We start from the raw sequence: 24,012 nt of genomic DNA on the forward strand, positions 1-24,012 counted from the left end.
TCGGATGCCACGCCGGCTGTGGGACGGCCTGATCGCGCAGCTGCACGCACGCACTGGCGGTGAGACCCACGAATCGGGCGCCTTCCTGCTCGGGCAGATGACCGAGCACGGTCGCCGCGTCACCGACGTGCTGTACTTCGATGACCTGCACCCGGAAGTGCACGCCCGTGGCGTCGTGGACTTGCCTGCGGCGGCATTTCGTCGCCTGTGGGCGATCGTGCGCGAGCGCGGTGTGCAGGTGGTGGGCGATGTGCACGTGCACCCGTACAGCGCCCGACAGAGCCGCATCGATCGACAGAACCCGCTGATCGCCGCGCGCGGCCACGTCGCAATCATCTTGCCCAACTTCGCGCGGCCGCGAATCCGCCGCTGGTCGGTGGGCGTGTACGTCTACGAAGGCGACCACCAATGGCAGGCGGTGGGCGGCTGCGGCCGTCGGTTCTTGGTAATGGAGGATGACCATGAGTGAGTCGATGGAGGAGCTGGGCGAGCGCCTGAGTCGGGTGCTCAAGATGGTGCTGGACACCGGCGAGGCGGCCTCCGAGGCCGAGGCGCTGGCGATCTTCGCGCGCTATCGCGTGCAGTTGGTCTTTGGCGCCGACCTAGGCGAGATGGCGCAGGCCGCCCTGCTGACGGCCGCCGCCACTGCGTTGCCGTGCCTGCTGGGCGGCGTGAGCTACTTGGGGCCCGAGCAGCCGCTGCGCGCACGCTGGCGAGGGCATCCGGATACGCCGGCGCCCGCGGGCTTGGCCGCTACCCTGGAAGCCTTCGGTGTCACGCGCGCAAGCGCGCGGGATCCCCAAGTGCCGTGCCTGGTGATCGGACGCGTGCACGCCGAAGGCTTTGGCATTCGCGCCAGCTTCAATGGCTGGACAGCCGCGGTGCTGTCGCTGGACGACGAGCCACTGGCCGAGCAGGGCAACTGCGCAGCCGCGGCGGTGCTCGCCGGCGCGATGGCGGTGAGCGAGATCTTTCAGTTCTTCCGCGGAACGCAGGCGCTGGCCTGCCATCGCCGCATCGGCTGGTCATTGTGGGATCCGACGGTGCCGTGGACGGCGGCCGCGTCAGGTCCGGCGCTGACGGTGCTGCCGCAATCGGCTTGGCTGGTGGGCGTTGGTAACTTGGGCCAGGCCTACCTGTGGACCTTGGGCCTGCTGCCCTACGGCGCCTACCCGTGCGAGTTGGTGCTGCAGGATTTCGATCCGGTTTCGCTCGCGAATAAGAGCACCTCTTTGCTCAGTCGCGAGATCGATGTGGGACGCCGCAAGACTCGCATGGCGGCGGACTGGGCTGAGCACCGCGGCTTTCGCACGACGCTCATCGAACGGCGTTTCGGCGCTGACTTCACCGTGGCTAGCGACGAGCCGGCCGTGGCGCTGATGGGGGTGGACAATCCGGCGGCGCGACGGCTGGTCGAGCAGGTGGGCTTTTCCCGAGTGATAGAGGCCGGCCTCGGACGCGGCCCCGGCGATTACCTCGGCATCAACGTGCACACCTTCCCGGCCCCGCGCTCGGCGCTGGATTGCTGGCCGGACCCGGCGACCGCGCCCGCCGATGCGAATCCCGGCCCCTTCAACCAGGTGGCCTACCAGCAGCTGCTGGCCGACAGCGGCGATCGCTGCGGCGCGCTGCGCCTGGCGGGGCGCAGCATCGCCACGCCTTTCACTGGCGCGGCAGCGGGGGCGCTAGTGATCGGCGAATTGCTGCGGCTGTGTCACGGCGGAGCGCGAGTGGAGTACATTGCGCTGCATCTGGCTCGGCCGCTCGAGAGCACGGCCGTGGCTGGGATGCCGTGGCCAGTCAGCAACCCCGGGCTAGTCGCAGCAGCGCTGTCGGTGTAGGCGAGCCTGGAACGTTCGGCGCGGCTTGGCTCAGGCGTTAGGCTCGAAGCTGCTTTGGCATCGTTAGACAGCCGTTTCGGATGTCCGCTTATGGCCGGTAGCTGTCGTAGAAGTGTCCGATTATGGAACTCCGACAATGCAAGCTCGAATCCGCTCATCGGGATGGTGCGGTGCCGGGATCACTCCGAAATGTCGTCGAACAGCTTCAAGTACCCAATCGGGTCGTTCGAGCAGATCGCTGCGGATGTCCTCCAGTAGCAAGGGTCGCGATCGTTTCTCCCGCAATCGTTCAAACCAGATCGGACGAATGATGTCGAGCCAGCGTGCCGCGATCTCATTCCAGTCTGGTAGGCGATCCTTGCTGGGATGGCTGAGAAGATCTTGCAGTTTTTCTAGGAACTCAAGGTCTTCGGCCTGTTGCTTGCTTGACGCATACGATATGAGATGACTGCAAACATCGAGAAGTTGGTGGATTGCTCGCTGTTTCTTTCGGGAGAGTAAGTGGCGTTCCGCCATGGGCAAGCGTTCAAGGAACATGTTCATTGTCCTGGCCGACCTGTCGTCAAGCGGAAGGTTGTGAACGTCAGGTCCAAGCTGCTCACGAAGCATGGCGACTATGGCCGTAAATTCTGATTGGATATCCTCATTAGCAGAGGACATAAAAAGCCATCGTGGTGCGTTGAAAGCCCCGGCGCTAAGGCAGAAGAAAGCCCAAGGTTGTGTCGCAGAAACAAGGCTGACCCGGGAAAGCACTTTTTCAGTGACGATGCGATAGCGCTCATATACGTCTTTCGAGATCAGCGAATCTGGGCCCTCCAATAGGCCGCGAATTGGAGAGAAGGCATCATCAATACCGTCCCATGCATTTCCTGCGCTGTTCTCGTACTCTTCAACCATCTGCCTCGCAGTAACTTTTACGGGAGAAACGTCGGCTTGGCGTTGAAGGTGTTCTGGCAATGGAACATTCGATCCCAGAAGCCTTTCTACGGTCTCGAATCTCTCGATCAAGCGCTCATCTGAGCTCAACGCAAACTCATCGGCGTCATCGGGCCACCAGACATGAACAGTTGAGTGGGGGCTATCCAGCCGGTCTATGCGGCCGGCACGTTGTTCAGCGACACGCACGACACTGGGCATATCCAGGTGCACTAGGACAGATGCCCTTTGCATGTTGACGCCTTCAGACAAGCTGTCAGAGCACAGGCCAAGAACCTTGCTTGCAGGGGATCCCAGGGATAAAGCACTTAACAGTTGATCACGATCTGACTTTGCGTCTCCAGTCGCGAGCATGGCGCCAACCCCCTTGCTGCGAAGCATGCCTTGGAGCAGGGCAAGCGTTATGGGACGGCTGTCGAAGGCGAGTACGGATTCCGATTCCTCTAGAAGAGTCGTGAGAAGCTCAGCCTTCTTGGTCTCGCGGTGAGCGGTTATCTCGCGTACTAGTCTGCTGATCTCGAGGTAGATGCTGGCATCATGCCGACAGGCTTCGGAGTGAGCCGATTCGTTAGATAGCCAGTCGGGGAGATCCACACGCAGCTTGTTCTCGGGGATACGTCCCGCAATATCCTGTACTTTCTGATACTGATTCCCGGTTTCATCCTTTCTGAAGCTTTGGGTGAGCGAGAATTCTTTAAGTGTGTTGGTTGTTCCATGAATGTGTTCGAGAAGTGCCGCACGCGAGGAGCGTAGAGCTTTCATGATTGCGTATCTCGCTAGCTTCTTTGCCGAGGAAAGGCGGCCATGGAGATACTGTGCTTCTGTGACGCCTTGCCTGTGGAGCAGGGTAGGCATCTCAATTGGGCGGACAAAGTGAGTAACGCCATATAGCGTGTCGGCAAGATCCTTGATGCGATGCGCAAGCTCCCGATCGGATATAGGCTCTTCTAGTTTGTACACGTTGGGATTGTGTTTCGGGAACCGGCATTCCCTTCCATCGGTGCTTCGATATGCGGAAGGTTCGCGATCAATCAGGACGTTGAGCATGCTCTTGGTCCGGCGAACTGTAAATTTGCGCAACTCTAGACGCAGCTGATCAACTTCTGGGGATGTCAGTGACCGGGTGAAGTCTTTCGCCCTCAACATCTTGTGGAATGTCTCGATGGTGGAAGGTTCCAGGTTGTCGGCCCCCAGGACATCTGCAATGCGCAACAGATCAGTGATGCCGCGGTTGATTGGCGTTGCTGTTAGCATCACTACATGATCCGCCATGTTTCCTAGGATTAGCTGCGTGCGTTGAGCCTTCAGGTTAAGAAAGTTATGCCCTTCGTCTACACACAGGATTTGGGCGCGCTTTAGCTCTTCGACACGCAACGCATGGCGCCGACTACCACGATGGCTAAGCTCGCCATGGGAGCGTACATCCAGCTGGACATGGGTCCTGAGCACTTCCCGTTCCCATTCTTCGACAACGGTAGGCGGGGCGATCATTACCGCCTTCCCGTGCCACAACCTTCCGGAACGAACGATGTTGTCGTGGACGGCACCAACCAGATGGGTGCCCATGCGAGTCTTGCCGGCACCAGTCGCGTCTGCAATAAGCACGCTGCCCTGTTGGTCAAGAACCAGTAGGGCTTGAGCAATGCCCTGTTTTTGGCTTGGCCAAAGCGTATCGGCATCGCCCAGATAGTCCCCATGTAGATAGATGCTCGCCCAGTCGCCCTCGAGCACCTCGGCGCAAGCGCGAGCGAGTGCTTCATCCCAATGGACTGGCCTCAGCAACCTTTCAAGAAGAGAGATAAGTTGATGTGAATAGTCAGTTCCTAGGGACCAGAAGCCTTCCGCAATTTTTGTTAGTTCGTGATAGCGATCCGCATCGACGCCATTTCGTTCGAAGCGCGCGTTGGCTTCATGTTGATTGACAAGCCCTGGTTCTGTGAAATTACTTGAGCCTAAGGTTGCCGCTTGATCACTACAGTAGATCTTTGCATGGAGCATGTTGCCGCCACGGAGATATCTCGCCTGTACGGAGCCTTCCTTCAGTCGTTCGATTGTCCGAATCAATGCGGCCGAGCGGATTAGGGAGACGCCACGACCCAGCCAATACTTCTCTGCGAGCGCTGGAAGCTCATCTTCAAGAAGTTGGAACTCCTGCCGCCGTGATGCGAAAGGTTCATTTCCGACCAGTAGTCTTACTTGCGCTTCACGGTCGCTGACCGATGCAAACTCAAGGAAGCGATCCAGGCTGGAGTAGCCGCTGATGATCAATGGGCTACGCGATCTCTTGAGATCGTTCCAGACCCAGTTCTCGACCTTGTCTCCGCCGTCATTGAGGGGAAATCTCCCACCATGCGGCCAATCAATCGCTATGCGCTCGCTAGCTCCTTGGGCAGAAGCGAACAGTAAGAGAGTTCGATCGTCTCCTCGCTTGCGCACGGCACAACCCCATCCCCCTGCCTGAGGTTATATTCCATCGTGCCGCGGTGGTACACAAGCGATGTGAACGCTTGAGTGGAGTTCCGTTTGAAGAAAGCGTTGTTAAGTCTCTATCTGATCAAGGAACGAAGGGCTGAAAAAGCATTACCTTTGCTTTCGTCGTGCCTGATCCTTGACGAGCTGCGGTACTTTTTTGGTGCCACTGCCTTCTAGCAGCAGACCAGCCAATTGTTGCGTGCGATCCGAGGTTCCATCACTTGGCTGGCGTGCATCTATGGCGGCATCCGCGCGGCTCGCCCATTCCGCCTGCAATTGAACCGCAAGCAGATATGCGGTTGCTTGGGCCGCCTTGGCCAGGCTCGAAGATCTGCTATGCGACTCGTGCAGTGCTTCCGGACGCAGATGGGTATAGCGCTTGAGGATCTTCCAGTCACGATGACCAGTGACGAGTGCGACCTGTTCGATGCTCATGCCTGCCTCGAACAGCCGATTGGTCGCCTCGTGTCGCAGGTCGTGAAAGTGCAGGTCATGGATCTTCAGGAGCTTGCACGCACGTCGGAATGCAGTGCCAATCGAACGCGAGTTGTATGGAAAGATCAAGTCGCCACGCCGGCAATACTTGCGTTGTACCCGAATTAGACGCAGTGCATCGAAACCGGTCAGATTGAGTAGCGGTACGAACTGGTGGTTGCCGTCCTTCTCTCGCGGATCCTTGCGATCGCGTACAAGGACAACGCGCCGCTGTACGTCGACCTCGCTCCAGCGGATACGACAGATCTCCTCCTGACGCATCGCGCTGGCAATAGCAAAGCGCACGACCCGACCCATTGGAATTTGCAGCTTGGAGTTGTCGTCGAAGTGGTCGAGCAGGCGCTGGAGTTCATCGGCGGTTGGGCGCCGGTCGCGCTGTCGCGACTGTCCGATCAGGCCCAATCGTTTGAGGGCGAACCGTGCTAGATCGACGGGTTCGGCCTTCACATTGACGCCATGCACGGCCGCCGCATGGGTGAGTACGAGCTTGAGGTAGCTGAAGTCGGTGCTGAGTGTCACCGGGCCGGCGCCTTCCTTTGCACGATTCTTGCCGAATTGGATCAGCCGCTCGCGCGTGAGATCCTCAAGCCTGACCTTGCCGAGCTTGTCTTTCAGCGCGTCGAGCGTGAATGCCTTGGAGCGGCGCGGCGCCTTGCCCACCTCGCACATGTCTTCCACGTGCAGATCGACCAGATGGGCGAACGTGGTCGGGTCGACTTTGCCTCGCTTCAGCGGTGGTTCGCCACGATCAATCCGGTGCTCGGTTTCAGTGGCCCACCTTCGCGCGTCCTCATGGCGCAGGAAGGTCTCGCTGGCATACGATTGTTTTCGTCGAACCTGGACCCGCCAGTGGCCCGACGGCAGCTTGGTGATCGTGGCCATTTCGTGTGCGCTATGTGTGCTGTAAGAGGGCGTAGAGGGGCGAAATCGGGCAAATTCCAGTGCACATGAGAGTACGATTTTCGTCTCACATGTTTTTGATTATGATACGTAAGTAAATGAATTACAAGAATAAAATTCTCGCCACGGCCCCTATGATGGACTGGACGGACCGCCACTGCCGGGTGTTCCACCGGCTGTTGGCGCCGCATGCGCGGCTGTACACCGAGATGGTCCATGCCAACGCGGTGGTGCTGGGCAACCGCGAGCGCCTGCTCGGGTTCGACCCGGTCGAGCATCCCGTCGCCCTGCAGTTGGGCGGCAGCGAACCGCAGGCGCTGGCGCAGGCCGCGCGGATCGGCGCGGAGTGGGGCTACGACGAAGTCAACCTCAACTGCGGCTGCCCGTCCGACCGGGTCCAGGCCGGGCGCTTCGGTGCCTGCCTGATGCGGGAGCCGGCACTGGTGGCCGACTGCGTGGCGGCGATGATCGCGGCGGCGGCCGTCGACGGACGGACGGTGCCGGTGACGGTGAAGTGCCGGCTGGGCGTGGACGACGAGCACGACTACGAGCGCTTCCGCGGCTTCGTCGACACCGTGGCCGCGGCCGGCTGCGGCACCTTCGTGGTGCACGCGCGCAACGCCTGGCTGCAGGGCCTGTCGCCGAAGGAGAACCGCGAGATCCCGCCGCTGCGCTACGAGTGGGCCTGGCGGCTCAAGCGCGAGCGCCCGGACCTGCGGGTGCTGGTCAACGGCGGCGTCGCCGCGCCGGACCAGGCGCAGGCGCAACTGCGGCACGTCGACGGGGTGATGCTCGGCCGCGCCGCCTACCACGACCCGTACCTGCTGCACCGGCTCGAGGTCGACCTGTACGGCGGCGAGTTGCGCGGGCGCGGGGAATTGCTGCGCGCGCTGCGCCCCTACGTCGAGGCGCAGCTGGCGCGCGGGGTGGCGCTCAAGCACATCACTCGCCACGTGCTGGGCCTGTTCCACGGCCAGCCGGGCGGACGCGCCTTCCGCCAGGTGCTCAGCGAGGGCGCGCACCGCCCCGGCGCCGGCTGGGCCCTGGTCGAACAGGCGCTGGCCGCCACCGCGGCGCAGCGGCGCGCGGCGGCGTGATCACCCGCGACCCCGGCGCGTTCCTGGCGCTGGCCCGCGGCTGCGCGCCGGACTTCGGCCCGGCCACCGCGCGGGCCGCGTTCCTGGTCACCCCCGAGGGGTTCGCCCGCGCCGAGGAATCGGCCCGCGACAACCGCTACATGGCCGCGGCCGAGTGCTACCGCGGCGATGCCGCGCTGGCCGAGCACCGCGCGCTGCAGCAGGCGCTGGCGGCCGACGTGCCGGTGTTCGCCTTCGCCGGCGATCCAGCCGCGCCCGACGCGGTGTTCCCCAACAACGTCTTCGCTACCGCGCGGCCGGACGCGCGGGCGTATCCGCAGGCGCTGCCGCGGCTGGTCGTCGGCCGCATGCGCCATACCGTGCGCCAGCCCGAGGCGGCGCGGGCCGACATCCGTGGCTTCTTCCGCGAGGTGGTCGGGACCACCGAGGTGGACCTGTCGCAGCAGCCGCACCCGTGCGAGCTGACCGGTTCGCTGGTGGTCGACCGCGCCCGCGGGCTGGGCTACTGCGGCCTGTCCGAGCGCTGCGACGAGGCCGGCGCGCGGCTGATGCATGAGGCCTTCGGCCTGCGCGCCACCCTGCTGTTCGACCTGGCCCCGGGCGAGTACCACGCCAACGTGGTGCTGGCGGTGCTGGCCGGTCGCGCGCTGCTGGCCAGCCCGGCCGGCTTCGCCGACCCGGCCGTGGCCCACGCCATCGCCGCGTTGTACGCGCCGCATGCGGTGCTGTTGACGCCCACCCAGCAGGCCGCGTTCGCGGGCAACGCGATCGCGCTGTCGCCGCGGCGGGTGTGGATGAGCGGGGCGGCCGCCGCCTCGCTCGATCCGGCGCAGCGGCAGGCGCTGGCGGCGGCCGGATTCGAGCTGGGTCAGGTGCCGCTGGCGGCGATCGAGGCCGGTGGCGGCTCGCTGCGCTGCTGCGTGGCCGAGGTGTTCTGAGTGGGCCGCCGGCTGAACAGGGGCGGCCCCGGGTGTGGATAAGTTCAGACCGGATTCACCGCTTTCTAACGACCATCGTCTTCCAGCCAGCGCCTTGGATTCCGCCCCCGGCCTTGGGGCGGGATTTGCCATTAGCGCCAGAGTCCGTTAGGTATTCAGTAATGTCCCGCATGTTCCGACTCGCCATTGCCATGTTGCCGCTCGCCCTGGGCGTGGCGGCCAGCGACGTCGGCGCGCAGGAACCCCCGCGCCCCGCCGGGCAGGAAGCCGGGCCGAGGTCGCAGGGGCCGCGCGAGGTGCGCCCGCGCGAATCGCTGATGCAGCGCGGCCGCGATGTGCCGCCGCCGCCTCGCCGGGAGGCCGGCCAGGAGTCGGCCCGCCAGGACGGCCGCTCGATCTCCGAGGCCGTGCGCCGGGTCCAGCGTTCCACCGGGGGCCAGATCCTGGGCGCCGAGCAGGTGCCGTTCGAAGGGCGCAGCATCACCCGGGTGAAATACATGGACGATCGTGGCCGGGTCCGCTACATGGACGACCCCGGGGCCGAGCGGCGCAGCGCGCCGCCACGCTCCGATAACGACGAGCGCTAGACACTGGAACGGTCGGCCCCGGGTCCGCGGGCCGCCCACACGAAAACCGCAACTCAGGGAGAGTGCATGCGTATCCTTCTGGTCGAAGACGAGGCGCCGCTGCGGGAAACGCTGGCCGCGCGCCTGAAGCGCGAGGGCTTCGCGGTCGATGCCGCGCAGGACGGCGAGGAAGGCCTGTACATGGGCCGCGAAGTGCCGTTCGACGTGGCCATCATCGACCTGGGCCTGCCCAAGATGTCGGGCATGGAGCTGGTCAAGGCCCTGCGCGACGAAGGCAAGAACTTCCCGGTGCTGATCCTGACCGCGCGCTCGAGCTGGCAGGACAAGGTCGAGGGCCTCAAGCAGGGCGCCGACGACTACCTGGTCAAGCCGTTCCACGTCGAGGAGCTTCTGGCCCGGCTCAACGCGCTGGTCCGCCGCGCCGCCGGCTGGAGCAAGCCGGTGCTGGAGTGCGGCCCGGTCGCGCTGGACCTGGCCGCGCAGACGGTCAGCGTCAACGGCAGCAACGTCGACCTGACCAGCTACGAGTACAAGGTGCTCGAGTACCTGATGATGCACGCCGGCGAGCTGGTCTCGAAGGCCGACCTGACCGAGCACATCTACCAGCAGGACTTCGACCGCGACTCCAACGTGCTGGAGGTCTTCATCGGCCGCCTGCGCAAGAAGCTGGATCCGGACGGCGAGCTGAAGCCGATCGAGACCGTCCGCGGTCGTGGCTACCGCTTCGCGATCCCGCGCACCGACGGCTGACCGGCTGGAACCGGGGCAGACGTCGGGGCAACCCGTGGAGCGCAGCCGCATGGGGTTCCGGCCATGGCGGCCGCGCTCGCTCAAGGCACGCCAGCTCACCGCGGCCAGCATCAGCCTGGTCGCGTTCCTGATGCTGGCCGGCTTCGCCCTGGACCGCGCCTTCGCCGAGACCGCCCAGGCCAACCTGCGCCAGCGGCTGGCGAGCTACGCCATGGCGTACGCCGACAACATCGATTTCGGCCGCGACGGCTCGCTGTACACGCCCGAACTGGGCCCGGATCCGCGCTTCCACCGGCCCGGCAGCGGCCTGTACGCCGAGGTGGTGATGCCGAACGGGCACTGGGCCTCGCTCTCGGCCGAAGGCCCGCTGCTGCCGGAGGTCGCCGGCCAACTGGAACCGCGGCAGGAGCGCTTCGACGGCCCGCTGGCGATGACCCAGATCGACGGCAGCGGGGGCGAGGTCTACCGCTACGGCATCGGCCTGGTCTGGGCCGAACGCGGCCCGGACAACGAGTTCCCCTACACCATCTTCGTGATGGAGGACGCGCAGATCCTGGCCGCGCAGGTGCGTGTGTTCCGCGCCGCACTGTGGGTCTACCTGGGTGGCGCCGGCCTGATCCTGCTGCTGCTGCAGGTGGTGATCCTCAACTGGAGCCTGCGCCCGCTGCAGCGGGTGATCGCCGAGCTGACCCGGGTCCAGCGCGGCCAGCTGCAGCGCATGAGCGAGCGCCATCCGCGCGAGCTGGAACCGCTGACCGAGAGCATCAACGCGCTGATCGACAGCGAGCGCGAGAACCTGGAGCGCCAGCGCAACACCCTGGCCGACCTGGCCCACAGCCTGAAGACGCCGCTGGCGGTGCTGCGCACCCAGCTTGACGCCGATACCGACGGTGCCGTTGCGCACGACCAGGCGCTGCGCGAGGAAGTGGACGTACAGCTCAAGCGCATGAGCGACCTGGTCTCCTACCAGCTGGCGCGCGCTGCGTCCGGCGGCCACAAGCTGTTCTCCGCGCCGGTGCCGATCGAATCGAGTGCCGAGGAGATCGTGCGCGGGCTGGAGAAGGTCTACGCCTCCAAGAACGTGCTGTGCGAGTTTGAGATCGAGCCCGGCGTGCAGTTCTACGGCGAGGCCGGCGACCTGCAGGAACTGCTTGGCAACCTGCTGGAGAACGCGTTCAAGTGGGCGCGGCACCGGGTGCTGCTGACCGCGCGCTCCGGCCCGTCCGCGCCCAACCGCCGCGCCGGCCTGCAGCTGGCGGTCGACGACGACGGCCCCGGCATCGTCCCGGAGGACGTGGCCAGGGTGCTGCAGCGCGGCGTGCGCGGCGACGAGCGGGTGCAGGGCCACGGCATCGGCCTGTCGATCGTGCAGGACCTGGTCCGCGACTACCGCGGCGACCTGCAGGTCGCCCGTTCGCCCGAGCTGGGCGGCGCGCGCTTCGAGGTCACCCTGCCGCCGGGGCTCTGATCCCTGTGATGCGTCGGATGTGTGCAGGCGCCCGTCTTGCGATGACACACCTGCCGGCCCGCGCGCCTTCCGCAGATTCCCGACGCCCGTTGCCGTTGTAGGAGCCGGGTTCAGCCGGCGACCCCCGCCACGTCGGCACAGGCGACACCTCATGACTCCGACGCCCGTCGCCGACTGAAGTCAGCTCCTACAGAACAGCGCCGAGCCGCAGAAGGGGAAGGCCCCGCGCGGTTTGCTGTTTGTAGGAGCCGGGTTCAGCCGGCGACGCGACGCCCTCGGCCCAGGCGACGTCCTCGTGGTTCCGACGCCCCGGCCGCCAGCAAGCTGTGCTCCTACAAGGGGCGGGCGGGGCCGTAGAAGCGCGCCAGGTGCGCGGCCACTTGCGGCATCGCCTCGGCCAGCAGCGCCGGCGCAGAGAAGTGGTACTCGGTGGCGACCGCGAAGAACTCCTCCGGCGCCTCGGCCGCGTACGGATCGATCGTGGTCTCGCGGCCGGCGTCCACCTCCGCGCAGAACGCGTCGTAGGCGCGCTGGAAATCGCGCGCCCATTCGCGCTGCCAGCGCGCCGGCAGCGGCGGGGTGCCGTCGAGTTCGCCGTCGAGCACGTCGAGCTTGTGCGCCATCTCGTGCACGGCCACGCAGAAGCCGGCATCGGGCTGGGCCAGGTCGGCCTGCACGTCGGCCCAGGACAGGATCAGCGGACCCTGGTCCCAGGCCTCGCCGGCCAGCTCATCGTCCCATTCGTGCAGCACCCCGGCGGCGTCGACGTGGCTGCGGCGCACGCGGAACGCATCCGGGTACACCAGCAGCTGCGACCAGCCGCGCAGCCCGGCCTCGCCGAACTCCAGCAGCGGCAGGCAGCACAGCGCAGCCAGCTGGACCCGCTGCACCGGGTCCAGCTCGAGCCCGGACAGCGGGGTGATGGTCTTCTCGTGGAGGAAGCGCGCGGCCAGCGGGCGCAGGCGCTCGCGGCGTTTCGGTTCCAGCGCGGCCACCCACGGCAGGGGTGCGCAGGCGGCCTGCCAGGTAACGTCGTCGATGCTCGGGGAAGCCGGCCGCAGCCAGCGCGACAGCGCCCTGATCAGCGGAACATGCCCGGCAGGAAGCTGTGCCAGCGGTTGCCGCGGGTGCGCGGTGCCACCGCATCGCCGTCGCTGCCGCCACCGCCGGTGGCGCTGGTGCGCGGCGTGCTGCGCGCCGCCGGCGGCGTGGCCGGGCGCGCCTGCGGTGCATCGCCGTCGGCCACCAGGGCCGGGGCCGGGCGTGCATAGACGCAGGCGCCGCGCTTGGGCGCGGGATCGGATTCGGAAGCCGTCGCCCAGCACATCGCCGGGGCGGCGAGCAGCAGCAGGAACGGGAGCAGGCGGCGCATCGGCGGATCCATCGACCGGCAGCGGAGACCCCGGACTATAGCGCGCCTGCGGGCCGTCGGCATGTGTCTGGGCCACGCCGGGCCGGCGGGCGATAATCGACGGCCTGGACTGGCCGGTCGGCCTGGGGGGCACGTGGACGATCGCGAACTGCTGGTCCGGCTGGGTGCCGGCGCGGTGTCCGGCGACGCGCTGGCGCGCGAGGCCGGGGTGACCCGTGCCGCCATCTGGAAGCGGATCGAGGCGCTGCGTGCGGCCGGGGTCGAGGTCGAGGCCCGGCCGGGGCAGGGCTACGCGCTGGCGCAGCCGCCGGACCTGCTGGACGTGAAGGCCCTGCGCGCCGCGCTGCCGGCGACCGTGGCCGCGGGCATCGGTTCGCTGGAGGTGGCCTGGAGCCTGGACTCGACCAACAGCGAGCTGCTGCGCCGGCCGGCGCCACCCGGCACCGCGGTATTGCTGGCCGAGCGCCAGAGCGCCGGCCGCGGCCGCCTGGGCCGGGCCTGGGCCTCGCCGCTGGGCGCGCAGGTGTGCCTGTCGGTGCGCCGCGGCTTCGAGGGCGGGCTGGCCCGCCTCGGCGGGCTGAGCCTGGTGGCCGGGGTGGCCGTGGCCGAGGCCCTGCGTGGGCACGGCTTCGACACCGTCGGGCTGAAGTGGCCGAACGACCTGGTTGCCGGCGACCGCAAGCTGGCCGGGCTGCTGGTCGAGGGCGGCGGCGAACACGCCGGGCCGGTGCACGCGGTGGTCGGGATCGGCATCAACGTGCGCCTGCCGGCCGCATCGGCGGCGACGATCGAACAGCCCTGGACCGACCTGGCGCAGCTGCGCGGCGGCGCCCTGCCGCCGCGCAATGCCATTGCCGCGGCGGTGCTGGCCGGCCTGCTGCCGGCGCTGGACGCGTTCGACCGCGACGGCCTGGCGCCTTTCCTGCCACGCTACGCCGCCCTGGACGCGCTCGCCGGCCGGCAGGTGCGGGTACTGGCCGGCCGCGAGGAGCTCGCCGGCCGCGCCGCCGGCCTGGCTGACGACGGCGGCCTGCGGGTGCTGACCGCGGCGGGCGACGAACGCATATTCCATGCCGGCGAAGTGAGCGTGAGACCGCAATGAGCGACTGGCTGTTCGACCTGGGCAACTCGCGTTTCAAGGCCGCCTCCTGGCACCACGGCGACGGCATCGGCGAGGTGCTGGCCTGGCCGCACGGCGCCGATGCGCTGGTTGCCGGCGACGCCAGCCAGGGCCCGCTGCCTCGCGGCCGCGAGGCCTGGGTGGCGAGCGTGGCCGCACCGGCGCTGACCACCCAGGTGCTGGCGCTGCTGCGCGAACGCTTCGAACGGGTCCACGTGGCCCGCACCGCGGCCGAGTGCGCCGGCGTGCGCGTGGCCTACGCGCAGCCGGAGCGGCTGGGCGTGGACCGCTTCCTGGCCCTGCTGGGCGCTCGTGCCGGCGGCGGCGACGTGCTGGTGGCCGGCGTCGGCACCGCCCTGACCATCGACCTGCTCGATGCCGACGGCGTGCACCACGGCGGCCGCATCGCCGCCTCGCCGACGCTGATGCGGCAGGCGCTGCACCAGCGCGCGGTGCAGCTGCCGGCGGCCGGCGGCCGCTACGGCGAGTTCGCCGACGACACCGAGGACGCGCTGGCATCCGGTTGCGACGGCGCGGCGGTGGCGCTGGTCGAGCGTTCGCTGCAGCAGGCGGCGCAGCGGCTCGGCCGCGTGCCGGCGCTGCTGCTGCACGGCGGTGGCGCCGACGCGCTGCTGCCGCTGCTGCCGCAGGCGACGCTGCGCACGGCGCTGGTGCTGGAAGGCCTGGCGCTGTGGGCACGCGCGAATGGCGGCGACCGGCCTGCGCCGGCCAGCGGCTGACCGGCCCGCTCAGCCGCGTCGGATAGAATCGCCGCCCATGTTCTCCCGTGCCCTGATCGTCGTCCTGGTCGCCCTCAACCTCGGGGTCGTCGCGTGGTGGCTGCTGCGCTCGCCGCCGCCGCCGGCGCCCGCACCTGTGTCGGACAAGGGCGGCGCCGAACTGCGGCTGCTGCCGCCGCCGGCTTCGCAGGCGGCGGAGCCCGCCGATGCACCCGTGGAGGAACCGGCGGTCGAACCGCTCGCCTGCCTGCGCCTGGGACCGTTCAGCGAGCGTGGTGCGGCCGAGGTCGCACAGGCCGGCCTGGGTGCGCTGCTGCGCGATGGCGCCATCCGCGAGCAGCCCGGCGAGGCCGCCGGCTACCGCGTGGTGCTGCCACCGGCCAGCGACCGCGCCGCGGCGCAGGCCACGGCCGCGCGCATCGCCGCCGCGGGCTTCGAGGATTTCTTCGTCCTCAACCAGGGCGCCGACGCCAACGGCATTGCCCTGGGCGCCTACCGCAGCCGCGACACGGCCGAACGCCGCGCCGCGTCCTTCCGCGCTGCCGGCTTCCCGGCCGAACTGCGCGCGCAGGGCGCCGCCGGTGCATCGCGCTGGTGGCTGGAAGGCGCCAGTGGCGACATCGCCGCGGTGCGCACCACCTTCCCCGGCGCCCAGGAACAGGACTGCGCCGCGCTGGGACGGAACACGCTGCGCTAGAATCCGATGCGCGACGCCGCCTTAGCTCAGCTGGTAGAGCAACCGCCTTGTAAGCGGTAGGTCATCCGTTCGAATCGGATAGGCGGCACCATCTCCGCACGCGGCTGCGCGCCTGCATGCGGATTCCTTGCCGCACTCCTGAAAGCTTCCAGCGCGCGCGGCGTGCGTGCGTGCGCGTGTCTGTCGCGCAGGCGCGCGTGCTCGCTGCACTGCGGCGGGTCCGCGGCGGCGCGGCTGACTAGACTGTACGGCCCACGCAACCGATCGCGATGCCCATGGCCCGAAGCTATCCGCCCGTTTCCCTGATCGGCGCGCCGACCGACATCGGCGCCGGCCACCGTGGCGCCTCGCTGGGGCCGGAGGCGCTGCGCATCGCCGGCCTGGCCGAGGCGCTGGCCGGGCGCGGGGTCGACGTGCGCGACTGCGGCAACCTGGCCGGGCCGGCCAATCCCTGGCTGCCGCCGGACGCCGGCTACCGTCACCTCGAGCAGGTCGTGGCCTGGAACGGCGCGCTGATGGAGGCCAGCCTGCGCGAACTGCGCGCCGGACGCATGCCGGTGATGCTGGGTGGCGACCATTGCCTGGCGATCGGTTCGATCACCGCGGTGGCGCGGCACTGCCGCGAGACCGGAAAGAAACTGCGCGTGCTGTGGCTGGACGCCCATGCCGACTTCAACACCAGCGAGGTCACGCCCTCGGGCAACGTGCACGGGATGCCGGTCGCCTGCCTGTGCGGGCTCGGTCCCGAGGCGCTGACCCGGCTCGGCGGCGATGCGCCGGCGCTGCTGCCGCAGGAGATCCGCCAGATCGGGATCCGCTCGGTCGATCCGGAGGAGAAGCGCCTGGTCAAGCAGCACCGCCTGGACATCTACGACATGCGCTACATCGACGAGGTCGGCATGAAGCGGGTGATGGCGCAGGCGCTGGACGGCGTGGACGCCGATACCCACCTGCACGTCAGCTTCGACGTCGACTTCCTGGATCCGGGCATCGCCCCTGGCGTGGGCACCACGGTGCCCGGCGGGCCGAACTACCGCGAGGCGCAGCTGGTGATGGAGATGATCGCCGACACCGGGCGGATGGGCTCGCTGGACATCGTCGAGCTCAATCCGGTGCTGGACGACCACAACATCACCGCCGAACTGGCGGTCGACCTGGTGGAGAGCCTGTTCGGCAAATCGACCCTGATGCGCGACTGAACCGGGCCCGGGCGCATTCACACCGGTTCGACGGGCAGCCCGCCAGATTGGCCGCCAACCCGCACGCAGTGCGGCCGATCCGTCACGAGGAGCCCGAACATGAAGCGCATCATCGCCCTGACCCTGCTCGCCCTGTTCTCCGCCGGCACGCTGTCGGCCTGCAACACCGTGAAGGGTGCGGGTCAGGACATCCAGAAGGCCGGCGAGAAGGTCGAGGACAAGGCGCAGGACTGCAAGGACGGCCGCTGCTGACCGCCGTCGGCACTCTGCCGCATGAAGGGCCGGGTTTTCCCGGCCCTTTTTTTCTTGCTGTCCACGACACCGCATCGTGTGGCGCCGGACCGGAATACGTTGTGGATGATCCCAGCCAACCGTCGTCCCGGCGTGCGCCGGGACGATGCATGCATGAAAGGTTCAGCCGGATAACTTCGCCTTGACGCGCGCTGGATCGGCGCCGAACGCCCCGCGGGTGACCCTGTCGCCACGGTCGCAAACAACGAAGACGACCGTCCGATCAAGCCAACCACAACGGAGCAGCACATGAATCGCGACATCATCGGTGGCAACTGGAAGCAGCTGAAGGGTCAGATGCAGGCCAAGTGGGGCGACCTGACCAATGACGACTTCGACATCGCCGAAGGCAACGCCCAGTACCTCGCCGGCAAGCTGCAGGAGCGCTATGGCTGGGAGAAGGACCGCGCCGAGAAGGAAGTGCGCGAGTTCGAGAGCACGCTGGACGACCGTTATCGCCACTGAGGCGGGTACGGGTATACGACGTCCAATGCACGAAGAGAGGCGGCCCAGGCCGCCTCTCTTCGTGTGTGGCGCGGCATTTCCGCGCGTCAACGCGGGTCGGGGACGAAGCCGCCGGGAAAGGCGCGTGGCCGGTCCGGATAGGACGAATGGCGATGACCGTAGTAGGGCTCGACAGGGATGCCGCGCGCCAGCAATGCGCCGAACGTGTCGTAGCGCAGCTCGGTGACCTGCACCGGCCGGCCCTGGCGCTCGAATGCGGTGTAGTAGGCCTGCGAGCCTTCCAGGCTGCCGTGACCGGTGCCGACACTGGATTGCGGCGCCGGGGCGCCGTATGCGCCGCCGGGCCGGCGCGCCTCGCTCCGCGCCGCCGCGTCGGCGGTCGGGGCTGCCGCTTCCGCGGCCTTGCCTTCGGCGTCCCGCGCCCGGCTCCCGGCGATGCCGGTCGCCGGGCGCGGGTAGTACGCCGGCGGCTTCTCGCGGAACACGGCCACGCCGATCACTCCCAGGTTATCCGGGCGCCCGGTACGCGCGCCGTAGCTGGCAGCCGGATCGACGAACACGAACTGGGCCACGGCGTGCAGCGACTTGCGCCAGCCGTTCACTTCCAGCGTCTGCCACGGTTCGAGCACGTAGCCGGCCTGGCACACGTCGGCGGTGCGGCCGTCGATGGCGTTGATGCCGTCCACCGACAACACCACCAGCACGCGCGCGCCGCCGAGGTTGCGCAGGCGCACGGCATAGCGGTGCCCGGGCTCGGCCGCGAGCCAGTCCTGGCCGCGGTGGCGGTGGTGCGGCAGCACCTGCCCGGTTTCGCGGTCGACGATATCCACCTGCACGGGCGAGCCCGGGTGCCGGATCTGCCCGGCGGCTGCCGGAGGCGACGTGGCGCACAGCAGCGCCAGGAACAGGGTCAGGAGCGCAAGGGATCGGTGCATGGCGGCAGTCCATCGGTGGGTTGCCGTAATCAACGCGCGGATGGGCGTGGTGGGGTTGGCGGATGCCCGTGCGGTCCGATCGACGGACCCGTGCGCGGGCCAAGGTAGAATCGCCGGGTCTTTCCCGCTGCATCCGCCATGACCGTCCGCGTCCTCACCGGCATCACCACCACCGGCACCCCGCACCTGGGCAACTACGCCGGCGCCATCCGCCCGGCGATCGCCGCCAGCCGCGATCCGGGGGTGGAGAGCTTCTTCTTCCTGGCCGACTACCACGCCCTGATCAAGGCCGACGATCCGCAGCGCGTGGCCCGCTCGCGCCTGGAGATCGCCGCGACCTGGCTGGCCTGCGGCCTGGACCCGCAGCGGGTGACCTTCTACCGGCAGTCGGACATCGTCGAGATCCCGCAGCTGACCTGGCTGCTGACCTGCGTCGCGGCCAAGGGCCTGCTCAACCGCGCCCACGCCTACAAGGCGGCGGTGGACAAGAACCTGGCGTCCGGCGAGGACCCGGACTACGGCGTCACCGCCGGCCTGTACATGTATCCGGTGCTGATGGCCGCCGACATCCTCGCATTCGGCGCGCACAAGGTGCCGGTGGGCCGCGACCAGATCCAGCACATCGAGATGGCGCGCGACATCGGCCAGCGCTTCAACCACCTCTACGGCGACCCCTGGCGCCAGGCCACCGGCAATGGCGGCGAGCCGCTGGTGCTGCCCGAGGTGCAGATCGACGAGAACGTGGCCACGCTGCCCGGCCTGGACGGGCGCAAGATGTCCAAGAGCTACGACAACACCATCCCGTTGTTCGCGCCGCCGGCGGAGCTGAAGAAGCTGGTGATGTCCATCGTCACCGACTCGCGCGCGCCCGGCGAACCGAAGGACACCGAAGGTTCCACCCTGTTCCAGCTGTACCAGGCCTTCGCCACTCCGCCGCAGACCGAGGAGATGCGTCACGCCTTCGCCGAGGGCATCGGCTGGGGTGATGCCAAGCAGCGCCTGTTCGTCCTGGTTGACGAGACCGTGGCGCCGATGCGCGAGCAGTACGCGCAGCTGATCGACCGGCCGGCGCAGCTGGAGGAGATCCTGCTGGAGGGCGCGCGCAAGGCGCGCGACGTCACCGTGCCGCTGCTGGACGGCCTGCAGCGCGCGGTCGGCCTGGGACGGTTCTCGGCGCCGGGCGCCGCCGCCGCGAAGAAGAAGGCGACGGCCGCGAAGCTGCCGCAGATCAAGCAGTACCGCGAGGCCGACGGCCGCTTCCACTTCAAGCTGGTCGACGGCGATGGCCGGCTGCTGCTGCAGGGCGACGGCCACGGCTCGCCGCGCGAGGCCGGACAGGTAATCGCCCGGCTCCGGCGCGAGGGCCTGGATGCGTTGCACGAGATGGAGCTGCGCACGGTCGGCCTGCTCGGCGAGCGGATCGGCACGCTGGGCGGGGATCTGGCCGGCGTGGACGAGATCCTCGATGCGTTGCGCCAGCTGGCCGAAGCGGAGGCCTGATGGCCTGGCTGTCGCTGCTGCTGTTCCTGCCCTGGTTCGGCCTGCTCGGTGTCCTGTACTGGTTCTACCCGCGCACGCCGCGACCGCTGGCGCGGCGCGCCTATGACACGACGGTGCTGCTGCTGGCCCTGGCGCTGAGCATCGCCGGCATGCACTGGGGCTACGCCGAAGGCGTGGCCGACGCGCTCAGCGGCCCGATCTGGCGCCAGGTGCTGGCGGTGCTCTACGCCTACGGCGCGTTCCTGGCGGTGCTGGCGCTGGCGATCCCGCTGCGCATGCGGCTGCTGGCCGGCTGGCGCAATCCGCCCCTGTAGGAGCCCACTTCAGTGGGCGACACGGGCGTCGGAACCATGAGGACGTCGCCTGTGCCGACGGCGCCGGTCGCCGGCAAGTCCGGCTCCTACAACAGCGGCCGCGTCGGCATTTCTGTAGGAGCCCAGCTTGCTGGCGACACGGGCGTCGGGATCTGGGGGCGTCGCCTGTGCCGGAGTGGCGGGGGTCGCGCCCTGAAGTGCGCTCCTACAGGGCAGCGGGATCGGCTTTTCGCCTACGACCAAAGCGGGATCGCTGCCCCGCGCGCGCCTGGCATAGGATGGCAAGCGCGTTGCAGGAGACGGGCAGCAGGGAAGGGCGGCACATGCCGGAACATGGCATCCACACCATCGACACGGGTTACGTGCGCCCGCGCTTCGACGCGGCCTACCTGGTGGTGGAGCAGGGGCGCGGCGCCTTCGTCGACTGCGGCACCAACCACAGCGTGCCGGTGCTGCTGGCGGCGCTGGAACAGGCCGGTCTGGCCCCGGCCGACGTCGACTGGCTGGTCCTGACCCACGTCCACCTCGACCACGCCGGCGGCGCAGGCGTGCTGATGCGGCACCTGCCGAACGCGCGCCTGGTCGCGCATCCGCGCGCGGCGCCGCACATGGTCGACCCGGCGCGCCTGGTCGCCGGCGCGACCGCGGTGTATGGCGAGGCCGAGTTCGCGCGCCACTACGGCGAACTTGTGCCGGTGCCGGCCGAGCGCGTCGTGGTGGCCGAAGACGGGCACGTCGTCGACCTGGCCGGTCGCCCGCTGCGCTGCATCGACACGCCCGGCCATGCGCGCCACCACCAGTGCGTGTGGGACGCGCGCAGCAGGAGCTGGTTCACCGGCGACACCTTCGGCCTGTCCTACCGCGAGCTGGACAGCGAACGCGGCGCCTTCATCCTGCCCACTTCCTCGCCGGTGCAGTTCGAGCCGGAGGCGATGCAGGCCTCGATCGCGCGGATGATGGGCGCGTCGCCGCAGGCGATGTACCTGACCCACTTCGGCCGCGTCGGCGACGTGGCGCGGCTGGCGGCCGACCTGCATGAGCAGATCGATGCGATGGTCTCGCTGGCGCAGGCCTGCGACGGCGGTCCGGACCGGCACCGCGCGCTGGTCGCCGCGCTGTCGGAGTACTACCTGGAGCGCGCGCAGGCGCACGGCTGCCCGCTCGACGCCGCTGCGGTGCTGGGCGTGCTGGAGATGGACATCGAGCTCAATGCGCAGGGCCTGGAGGTCTGGCTGGACCGCGCGCGGCGCGTGTAGGAGCCGGGCTCGTCCGCGACACGCGCCGTCGGCGCAGGCGACGGCGTCATGATCCCGACGCCCGTGTCGCCGACTGAAGTCAGCTCCTACAAAGGAGTGGCACGGGCGACGCCCTCGTGGCTCCGACGCCCGCGTCGCCAGCAAGCTGGGCTCCTGCAAGAAGTGGCGCGACGATGAACGCATGAGCCGCATGTCACTCCCAACGGTTGAGGTGCGGGCCGAACGGCTTGCGCTGCTGGCGCACCACGCAGAAGCGGTGGCCGGTTGGCGCCTCCATCACCCACCAGCGGTGGACGAAGGCGACCTTTTTCGCGCCCAGCTTCTCCAGGCGCTCGACTTCGGCGTCGATGTCGTCGGTCTCGATGTCCAAATGCACGCGCGAGTCGTGCTCGACCTTCTGCAGCAGGACCATCGGCTCGTCGGCGGCAGTCTCCAGCTCGGCGTACCTGCCGTCGCCGTCCTGGTCGAGGCTGGCCACCGGCTTGCCCAGGGCCTTGCTCCAGAACTCGACGGCTTCGGCCAGGTCGTCGACCCTGCAGTCGAGGACCAGGTTGCTCAGGCGGCTGTGGTGCGGCATGGCGTGGCTCCGGCGGAAGGGGCTGCCGACGATACGTCGCCGTCGTCGCAGGGCGTGTGACGGGATGCGGGGCGGTTTTTCCCAGGATGGGGCGCGTCGGCACAGGCGTCTTCTTCATCGCCCCGGCGCCCGGTCGCCAGCAAGCTGGGCTCCTGCAGAAGCGCCGACGCGACCGTTGCAGGAGCTGGGCTTGCCCGCGACGCGACACTGTCGGCCCAGGCGACGTCCTCATGATCCCGACGCCCGTGTCGCCGACTGAAGTCGGCTCCTACAGAGGAGCGCCAAGCCGCAGAAGGGGAAAACCCCGTGCGGTTTGCTGTTGTAGGAGCCGGGTTTAGTCGGCGACACGACGCCCTCGGCACGGGCGACGCTCTCATGGCTCCGACGCCCGTGTCGCCAGCAAGCTGGGCTCCTACAAAAAAAAGCGGGACGGCGCGGGGCCGTCCCGCGGCGCCGGCTAGTGCGGCAGCGCCATGTCGTCCAGCAGCGCCTTGAGGAAGCGCGCGGCCTCGCCGCCGGTAGCGGCGCGGTGGTCGAAGGTCAGCGAGATCGGCAGGCGGCGGTGCACCTCGATGCCGCCGATCACCGCGACCACGTCGTGGCTCAGCTTGCCGGCGCCGACGATGGCCACGCACGGCGGCACCACCACCGGGGTGGCATAGCGGCCGGCGAACATGCCGAAGTTGGACAGCGAGATGGTGTAGCCGGCCAGTTCACTGGCCGGGATGCTGCGCTCCTCGACCTGGACGCGCAGCCGGTTGATGCCCTCGCGGATGCCGCGCGCGTCGAGCATGTCGGCATTGCGCAGCGCCGGCACGAACAGGCCGTCGTCGGTGTCCACCGCGATGCCCACGTCCACGTGCGGGTGCCGGGTCACCGCCAGCGCGTCGCCGTCGAACCAGGCGTTGAGCGCGGGCACGGTCCTGCACGCGCAGACGATCGCGCGGACCAGGCGTGCGGTGATGTCCTGTTTGCCGATCCAGGCGTGCAGGTCGGCGTCGTCGACCAGCGTGGTCGGCACTACCTTGCTGTGCGCGTCGGCCATCACCCGGGCCATGTTGCGGCGCACGCCCTTGAGTTGCTCGGGCTGGCCGCTGGCGGCGGTGCTTGCCGCGCCCGGCGGGCGGGTGCGCATTGGTTTGCCGGCGACGGAAACCGGAGTGCGTTCTGAGCCCCTCTCCCCCCGGGAGAGGGGTTGGGGAGAGGGTGCGGGCGCCGACGTTGCGACCGGTCGCCGTGCCGCCTCCGCCGTACCCTCTCCCCCGGCCCCTCTCCCGGGGGGAGAGGGGAGCAGAGCAGAGGGATCGGCCGCGGCCTGCTTCACGTCGGCCAGGGTGACCGTGCCGTCGGCGCCCGTCGCGCGTACCCGCGCCAGGTCCACGCCCAGCTTCTTCGCCAGCGCGCGCACGACGGGCATCGCCTTGATCCCACCCACCGAGATGGCCTGCTCGCTGCGCACCGCATCCGAGGACTGCATCGCGCCGACCACGGTGCCGGCGTCACCGCCGCGCGCCTCGGACGGCGCCGGCTGCGCAGGCAGTTCGCCACCCTCGTCGCTGGCGACGACCTTCGCCGGGGCGTGGTCGCCATGGTGGTGGCCGGTGTCCTGGCCCTCGGCGCGCTGCGGCAGGTTGGGATCGGGTTCGAACACGGCCAGCATCGCGCCGGTGACGACCACCTCGCCGGCGCCGCCGGCCAGCTTCAGCACCTTGCCGGACACCGGCGAGGGCACCTCGACCACGGCCTTGGCGGTCTCCATCGACACCAGCGGTTCGTCCAGGCGGATGCTGTCGCCTGCCTTGACGAACCACTCGACGATGGTCGCGTCCGGCAGTCCCTCGCCCAGGTCGGGCAGGTGGAAGGTCTTGGTGTCGGTCATGGGGTCTCTCGGGTCTTTTGGTCTTCCGCCTCGCGTGCCGCGGGGTCGGGGGTTTTCGATCTTGCCTGTCTCCCTCCCTTGCGCGCAGCGCAGGGGAGGGTTGGGAAGGGGTGCTTTTGCTTTTGTCTTTGCCATCGCGCCATTGCATCAGCAACGGCAAGATCAAAGGCATCCCTCCCCGGT

The 24,012-nt window shown here is 68.5% G+C and carries 23 protein-coding genes and 1 tRNA gene; 17 read left to right on the forward strand and 7 right to left on the reverse strand.

The window, feature by feature from the left end:
- Positions 1-4: 4 nt before the first annotated feature.
- Together WQ53_RS17080 and WQ53_RS10650 are read left to right on the forward strand one after the other, a co-directional pair.
- Positions 5-469, forward strand: a complete 465-nt coding sequence (locus tag WQ53_RS17080) for a Mov34/MPN/PAD-1 family protein (RefSeq protein WP_052632172.1) — start codon at positions 5-7, stop codon at positions 467-469.
- Positions 462-1,841, forward strand: coding sequence for a ThiF family adenylyltransferase (locus tag WQ53_RS10650; protein WP_158497839.1), 1,380 nt, complete (start codon positions 462-464; stop codon positions 1,839-1,841). The genes WQ53_RS17080 and WQ53_RS10650 overlap by 8 nt, the downstream gene beginning before the upstream one ends.
- Positions 1,842-1,961: 120 nt before the next feature.
- Here WQ53_RS10650 and WQ53_RS16825 read toward each other — a convergent pair whose 3' ends face one another.
- Entirely contained in the window at positions 1,962-5,213 is a 3,252-nt protein-coding gene (locus tag WQ53_RS16825) for an SNF2-related protein (RefSeq protein ID WP_144409307.1), read from the reverse strand.
- Positions 5,214-5,357: 144 nt separating this feature from the next.
- Positions 5,358-6,626 (reverse strand): tyrosine-type recombinase/integrase, encoded by a 1,269-nt coding sequence (locus WQ53_RS16390; RefSeq protein ID WP_082112980.1) that lies wholly within the window; start codon positions 6,624-6,626, stop codon positions 5,358-5,360.
- Between the two features lie 116 nt (positions 6,627-6,742).
- Here WQ53_RS16390 and dusA point away from each other — a divergent pair, with 116 nt between their 5' ends.
- From dusA to WQ53_RS10680, 5 genes are all read left to right on the forward strand, one after another.
- Positions 6,743-7,741 carry a tRNA dihydrouridine(20/20a) synthase DusA gene (dusA, locus tag WQ53_RS10660; RefSeq protein ID WP_052632182.1) on the forward strand — a complete coding sequence of 333 codons (999 nt, stop codon included), beginning with the start codon at positions 6,743-6,745 and terminating at the stop codon, positions 7,739-7,741.
- On the forward strand, positions 7,738-8,679 hold the full coding sequence (locus WQ53_RS10665) for an arginine deiminase-related protein (protein ID WP_052632185.1): 942 nt from the start codon (positions 7,738-7,740) through the stop codon (positions 8,677-8,679). Before dusA ends, WQ53_RS10665 begins: the two co-directional genes overlap by 4 nt.
- Positions 8,680-8,849: 170 nt before the next feature.
- Positions 8,850-9,266, forward strand: a complete 417-nt coding sequence (locus WQ53_RS17425) for a hypothetical protein (protein ID WP_428992245.1) — start codon at positions 8,850-8,852, stop codon at positions 9,264-9,266.
- A gap of 66 nt (positions 9,267-9,332) precedes the next feature.
- Positions 9,333-10,016 carry a response regulator transcription factor gene (locus tag WQ53_RS10675; RefSeq protein WP_024868732.1) on the forward strand — a complete coding sequence of 228 codons (684 nt, stop codon included), beginning with the start codon at positions 9,333-9,335 and terminating at the stop codon, positions 10,014-10,016.
- A 49-nt stretch (positions 10,017-10,065) separates the two neighbouring features.
- Positions 10,066-11,484: an ATP-binding protein gene (locus WQ53_RS10680; protein ID WP_052632188.1), complete on the forward strand. Its 1,419-nt coding sequence runs from the start codon at positions 10,066-10,068 to the stop codon at positions 11,482-11,484.
- A gap of 332 nt (positions 11,485-11,816) precedes the next feature.
- Here the strand turns inward: WQ53_RS10680 and WQ53_RS10685 are convergent, their stop codons facing one another.
- On the reverse strand, positions 11,817-12,599 hold the full coding sequence (locus WQ53_RS10685; RefSeq protein WP_052634046.1) for a zinc-dependent peptidase: 783 nt from the start codon (positions 12,597-12,599) through the stop codon (positions 11,817-11,819).
- Positions 12,566-12,856, reverse strand: a complete 291-nt coding sequence (locus WQ53_RS10690) for a hypothetical protein (protein WP_052634047.1) — start codon at positions 12,854-12,856, stop codon at positions 12,566-12,568. Before WQ53_RS10690 ends, WQ53_RS10685 begins: the two co-directional genes overlap by 34 nt.
- A 61-nt stretch (positions 12,857-12,917) precedes the next feature.
- Here WQ53_RS10690 and birA point away from each other — a divergent pair, with 61 nt between their 5' ends.
- The 7 genes from birA (at position 12,918) to WQ53_RS10725 (ending at position 17,368) form a co-directional block, all read left to right on the forward strand.
- On the forward strand, positions 12,918-13,958 hold the full coding sequence (birA, locus tag WQ53_RS10695; RefSeq protein ID WP_082112981.1) for a bifunctional biotin--[acetyl-CoA-carboxylase] ligase/biotin operon repressor BirA: 1,041 nt from the start codon (positions 12,918-12,920) through the stop codon (positions 13,956-13,958).
- Positions 13,955-14,716, forward strand: a complete 762-nt coding sequence (locus WQ53_RS10700; protein ID WP_052632195.1) for a type III pantothenate kinase — start codon at positions 13,955-13,957, stop codon at positions 14,714-14,716. Before birA ends, WQ53_RS10700 begins: the two co-directional genes overlap by 4 nt.
- 37 nt (positions 14,717-14,753) lie before the next feature.
- Positions 14,754-15,413, forward strand: a complete 660-nt coding sequence (locus tag WQ53_RS10705) for an SPOR domain-containing protein (RefSeq protein ID WP_052632198.1) — start codon at positions 14,754-14,756, stop codon at positions 15,411-15,413.
- Positions 15,414-15,428: 15 nt separating this feature from the next.
- A tRNA-Thr gene (locus tag WQ53_RS10710) sits at positions 15,429-15,504 on the forward strand.
- Positions 15,505-15,688: 184 nt separating this feature from the next.
- Positions 15,689-16,612: an arginase gene (rocF, locus tag WQ53_RS10715; protein WP_052632201.1), complete on the forward strand. Its 924-nt coding sequence runs from the start codon at positions 15,689-15,691 to the stop codon at positions 16,610-16,612.
- Positions 16,613-16,711: 99 nt separating this feature from the next.
- Positions 16,712-16,864 (forward strand): entericidin A/B family lipoprotein, encoded by a 153-nt coding sequence (locus WQ53_RS10720; RefSeq protein WP_052632204.1) that lies wholly within the window; start codon positions 16,712-16,714, stop codon positions 16,862-16,864.
- A 288-nt stretch (positions 16,865-17,152) separates the two neighbouring features.
- Positions 17,153-17,368: a CsbD family protein gene (locus WQ53_RS10725; RefSeq protein WP_052632207.1), complete on the forward strand. Its 216-nt coding sequence runs from the start codon at positions 17,153-17,155 to the stop codon at positions 17,366-17,368.
- An 86-nt stretch (positions 17,369-17,454) separates the two neighbouring features.
- Here WQ53_RS10725 and WQ53_RS10730 read toward each other — a convergent pair whose 3' ends face one another.
- On the reverse strand, positions 17,455-18,303 hold the full coding sequence (locus WQ53_RS10730; protein WP_052632209.1) for a hypothetical protein: 849 nt from the start codon (positions 18,301-18,303) through the stop codon (positions 17,455-17,457).
- A gap of 138 nt (positions 18,304-18,441) precedes the next feature.
- Here WQ53_RS10730 and WQ53_RS10735 point away from each other — a divergent pair, with 138 nt between their 5' ends.
- The 3 genes from WQ53_RS10735 to WQ53_RS10745 all read left to right on the forward strand — a co-directional run bounded on the left by WQ53_RS10735 (position 18,442) and on the right by WQ53_RS10745 (position 21,373).
- A complete protein-coding gene (locus tag WQ53_RS10735; RefSeq protein ID WP_052632212.1) occupies positions 18,442-19,803 on the forward strand; it encodes a tryptophan--tRNA ligase in 1,362 nt (453 codons plus the stop codon).
- On the forward strand, positions 19,803-20,117 hold the full coding sequence (locus WQ53_RS10740) for a hypothetical protein (protein WP_052632216.1): 315 nt from the start codon (positions 19,803-19,805) through the stop codon (positions 20,115-20,117). Before WQ53_RS10735 ends, WQ53_RS10740 begins: the two co-directional genes overlap by 1 nt.
- Positions 20,118-20,440: 323 nt before the next feature.
- Positions 20,441-21,373, forward strand: coding sequence for an MBL fold metallo-hydrolase (locus WQ53_RS10745; RefSeq protein ID WP_052632219.1), 933 nt, complete (start codon positions 20,441-20,443; stop codon positions 21,371-21,373).
- Between the two features lie 193 nt (positions 21,374-21,566).
- On the opposite strand, the gene WQ53_RS10750 is transcribed toward WQ53_RS10745, so the two are convergent.
- Both WQ53_RS10750 and WQ53_RS10755 read right to left on the reverse strand, forming a co-directional pair.
- On the reverse strand, positions 21,567-21,950 hold the full coding sequence (locus WQ53_RS10750) for a VOC family protein (RefSeq protein ID WP_052632222.1): 384 nt from the start codon (positions 21,948-21,950) through the stop codon (positions 21,567-21,569).
- Positions 21,951-22,407: 457 nt separating this feature from the next.
- Positions 22,408-23,829: a dihydrolipoamide acetyltransferase family protein gene (locus tag WQ53_RS10755; RefSeq protein ID WP_052632225.1), complete on the reverse strand. Its 1,422-nt coding sequence runs from the start codon at positions 23,827-23,829 to the stop codon at positions 22,408-22,410.
- Between the last annotated feature and the right edge of the window lie 183 nt (positions 23,830-24,012).

This window comes from Pseudoxanthomonas suwonensis (assembly GCF_000972865.1).
Taxonomy (GTDB): domain Bacteria; phylum Pseudomonadota; class Gammaproteobacteria; order Xanthomonadales; family Xanthomonadaceae; genus Pseudoxanthomonas; species Pseudoxanthomonas suwonensis_B.

Excerpts from the sequence above, each read along its gene's own strand:
- WQ53_RS10745 (WP_052632219.1), top strand. The coding sequence starts at position 20,441 with ATGCCGGAACATGGCATCCACACCATCGACACGGGTTACGTGCGCCCG.
- WQ53_RS10735 (WP_052632212.1), top strand. The coding sequence starts at position 18,442 with ATGACCGTCCGCGTCCTCACCGGCATCACCACCACCGGCACCCCGCAC.
- WQ53_RS10730 (WP_052632209.1), bottom strand. The coding sequence starts at position 18,303 with ATGCACCGATCCCTTGCGCTCCTGACCCTGTTCCTGGCGCTGCTGTGC.
- WQ53_RS10650 (WP_158497839.1), top strand. The coding sequence starts at position 462 with ATGAGTGAGTCGATGGAGGAGCTGGGCGAGCGCCTGAGTCGGGTGCTC.
- WQ53_RS10690 (WP_052634047.1), bottom strand. The coding sequence starts at position 12,856 with ATGCGCCGCCTGCTCCCGTTCCTGCTGCTGCTCGCCGCCCCGGCGATG.
- WQ53_RS10740 (WP_052632216.1), top strand. The coding sequence starts at position 19,803 with ATGGCCTGGCTGTCGCTGCTGCTGTTCCTGCCCTGGTTCGGCCTGCTC.
- WQ53_RS10755 (WP_052632225.1), bottom strand. The coding sequence starts at position 23,829 with ATGACCGACACCAAGACCTTCCACCTGCCCGACCTGGGCGAGGGACTG.
- WQ53_RS17425 (WP_428992245.1), top strand. The coding sequence starts at position 8,850 with ATGTTCCGACTCGCCATTGCCATGTTGCCGCTCGCCCTGGGCGTGGCG.
- WQ53_RS17080 (WP_052632172.1), top strand. The coding sequence starts at position 5 with ATGCCACGCCGGCTGTGGGACGGCCTGATCGCGCAGCTGCACGCACGC.
- WQ53_RS10720 (WP_052632204.1), top strand. The coding sequence starts at position 16,712 with ATGAAGCGCATCATCGCCCTGACCCTGCTCGCCCTGTTCTCCGCCGGC.
- dusA (WP_052632182.1), top strand. The coding sequence starts at position 6,743 with ATGAATTACAAGAATAAAATTCTCGCCACGGCCCCTATGATGGACTGG.
- WQ53_RS10700 (WP_052632195.1), top strand. The coding sequence starts at position 13,955 with ATGAGCGACTGGCTGTTCGACCTGGGCAACTCGCGTTTCAAGGCCGCC.
- WQ53_RS10750 (WP_052632222.1), bottom strand. The coding sequence starts at position 21,950 with ATGCCGCACCACAGCCGCCTGAGCAACCTGGTCCTCGACTGCAGGGTC.
- WQ53_RS10705 (WP_052632198.1), top strand. The coding sequence starts at position 14,754 with ATGTTCTCCCGTGCCCTGATCGTCGTCCTGGTCGCCCTCAACCTCGGG.
- birA (WP_082112981.1), top strand. The coding sequence starts at position 12,918 with ATGTGTCTGGGCCACGCCGGGCCGGCGGGCGATAATCGACGGCCTGGA.
- WQ53_RS16390 (WP_082112980.1), bottom strand. The coding sequence starts at position 6,626 with ATGGCCACGATCACCAAGCTGCCGTCGGGCCACTGGCGGGTCCAGGTT.
- WQ53_RS10675 (WP_024868732.1), top strand. The coding sequence starts at position 9,333 with ATGCGTATCCTTCTGGTCGAAGACGAGGCGCCGCTGCGGGAAACGCTG.
- WQ53_RS10680 (WP_052632188.1), top strand. The coding sequence starts at position 10,066 with ATGGGGTTCCGGCCATGGCGGCCGCGCTCGCTCAAGGCACGCCAGCTC.
- WQ53_RS10725 (WP_052632207.1), top strand. The coding sequence starts at position 17,153 with ATGAATCGCGACATCATCGGTGGCAACTGGAAGCAGCTGAAGGGTCAG.
- rocF (WP_052632201.1), top strand. The coding sequence starts at position 15,689 with ATGGCCCGAAGCTATCCGCCCGTTTCCCTGATCGGCGCGCCGACCGAC.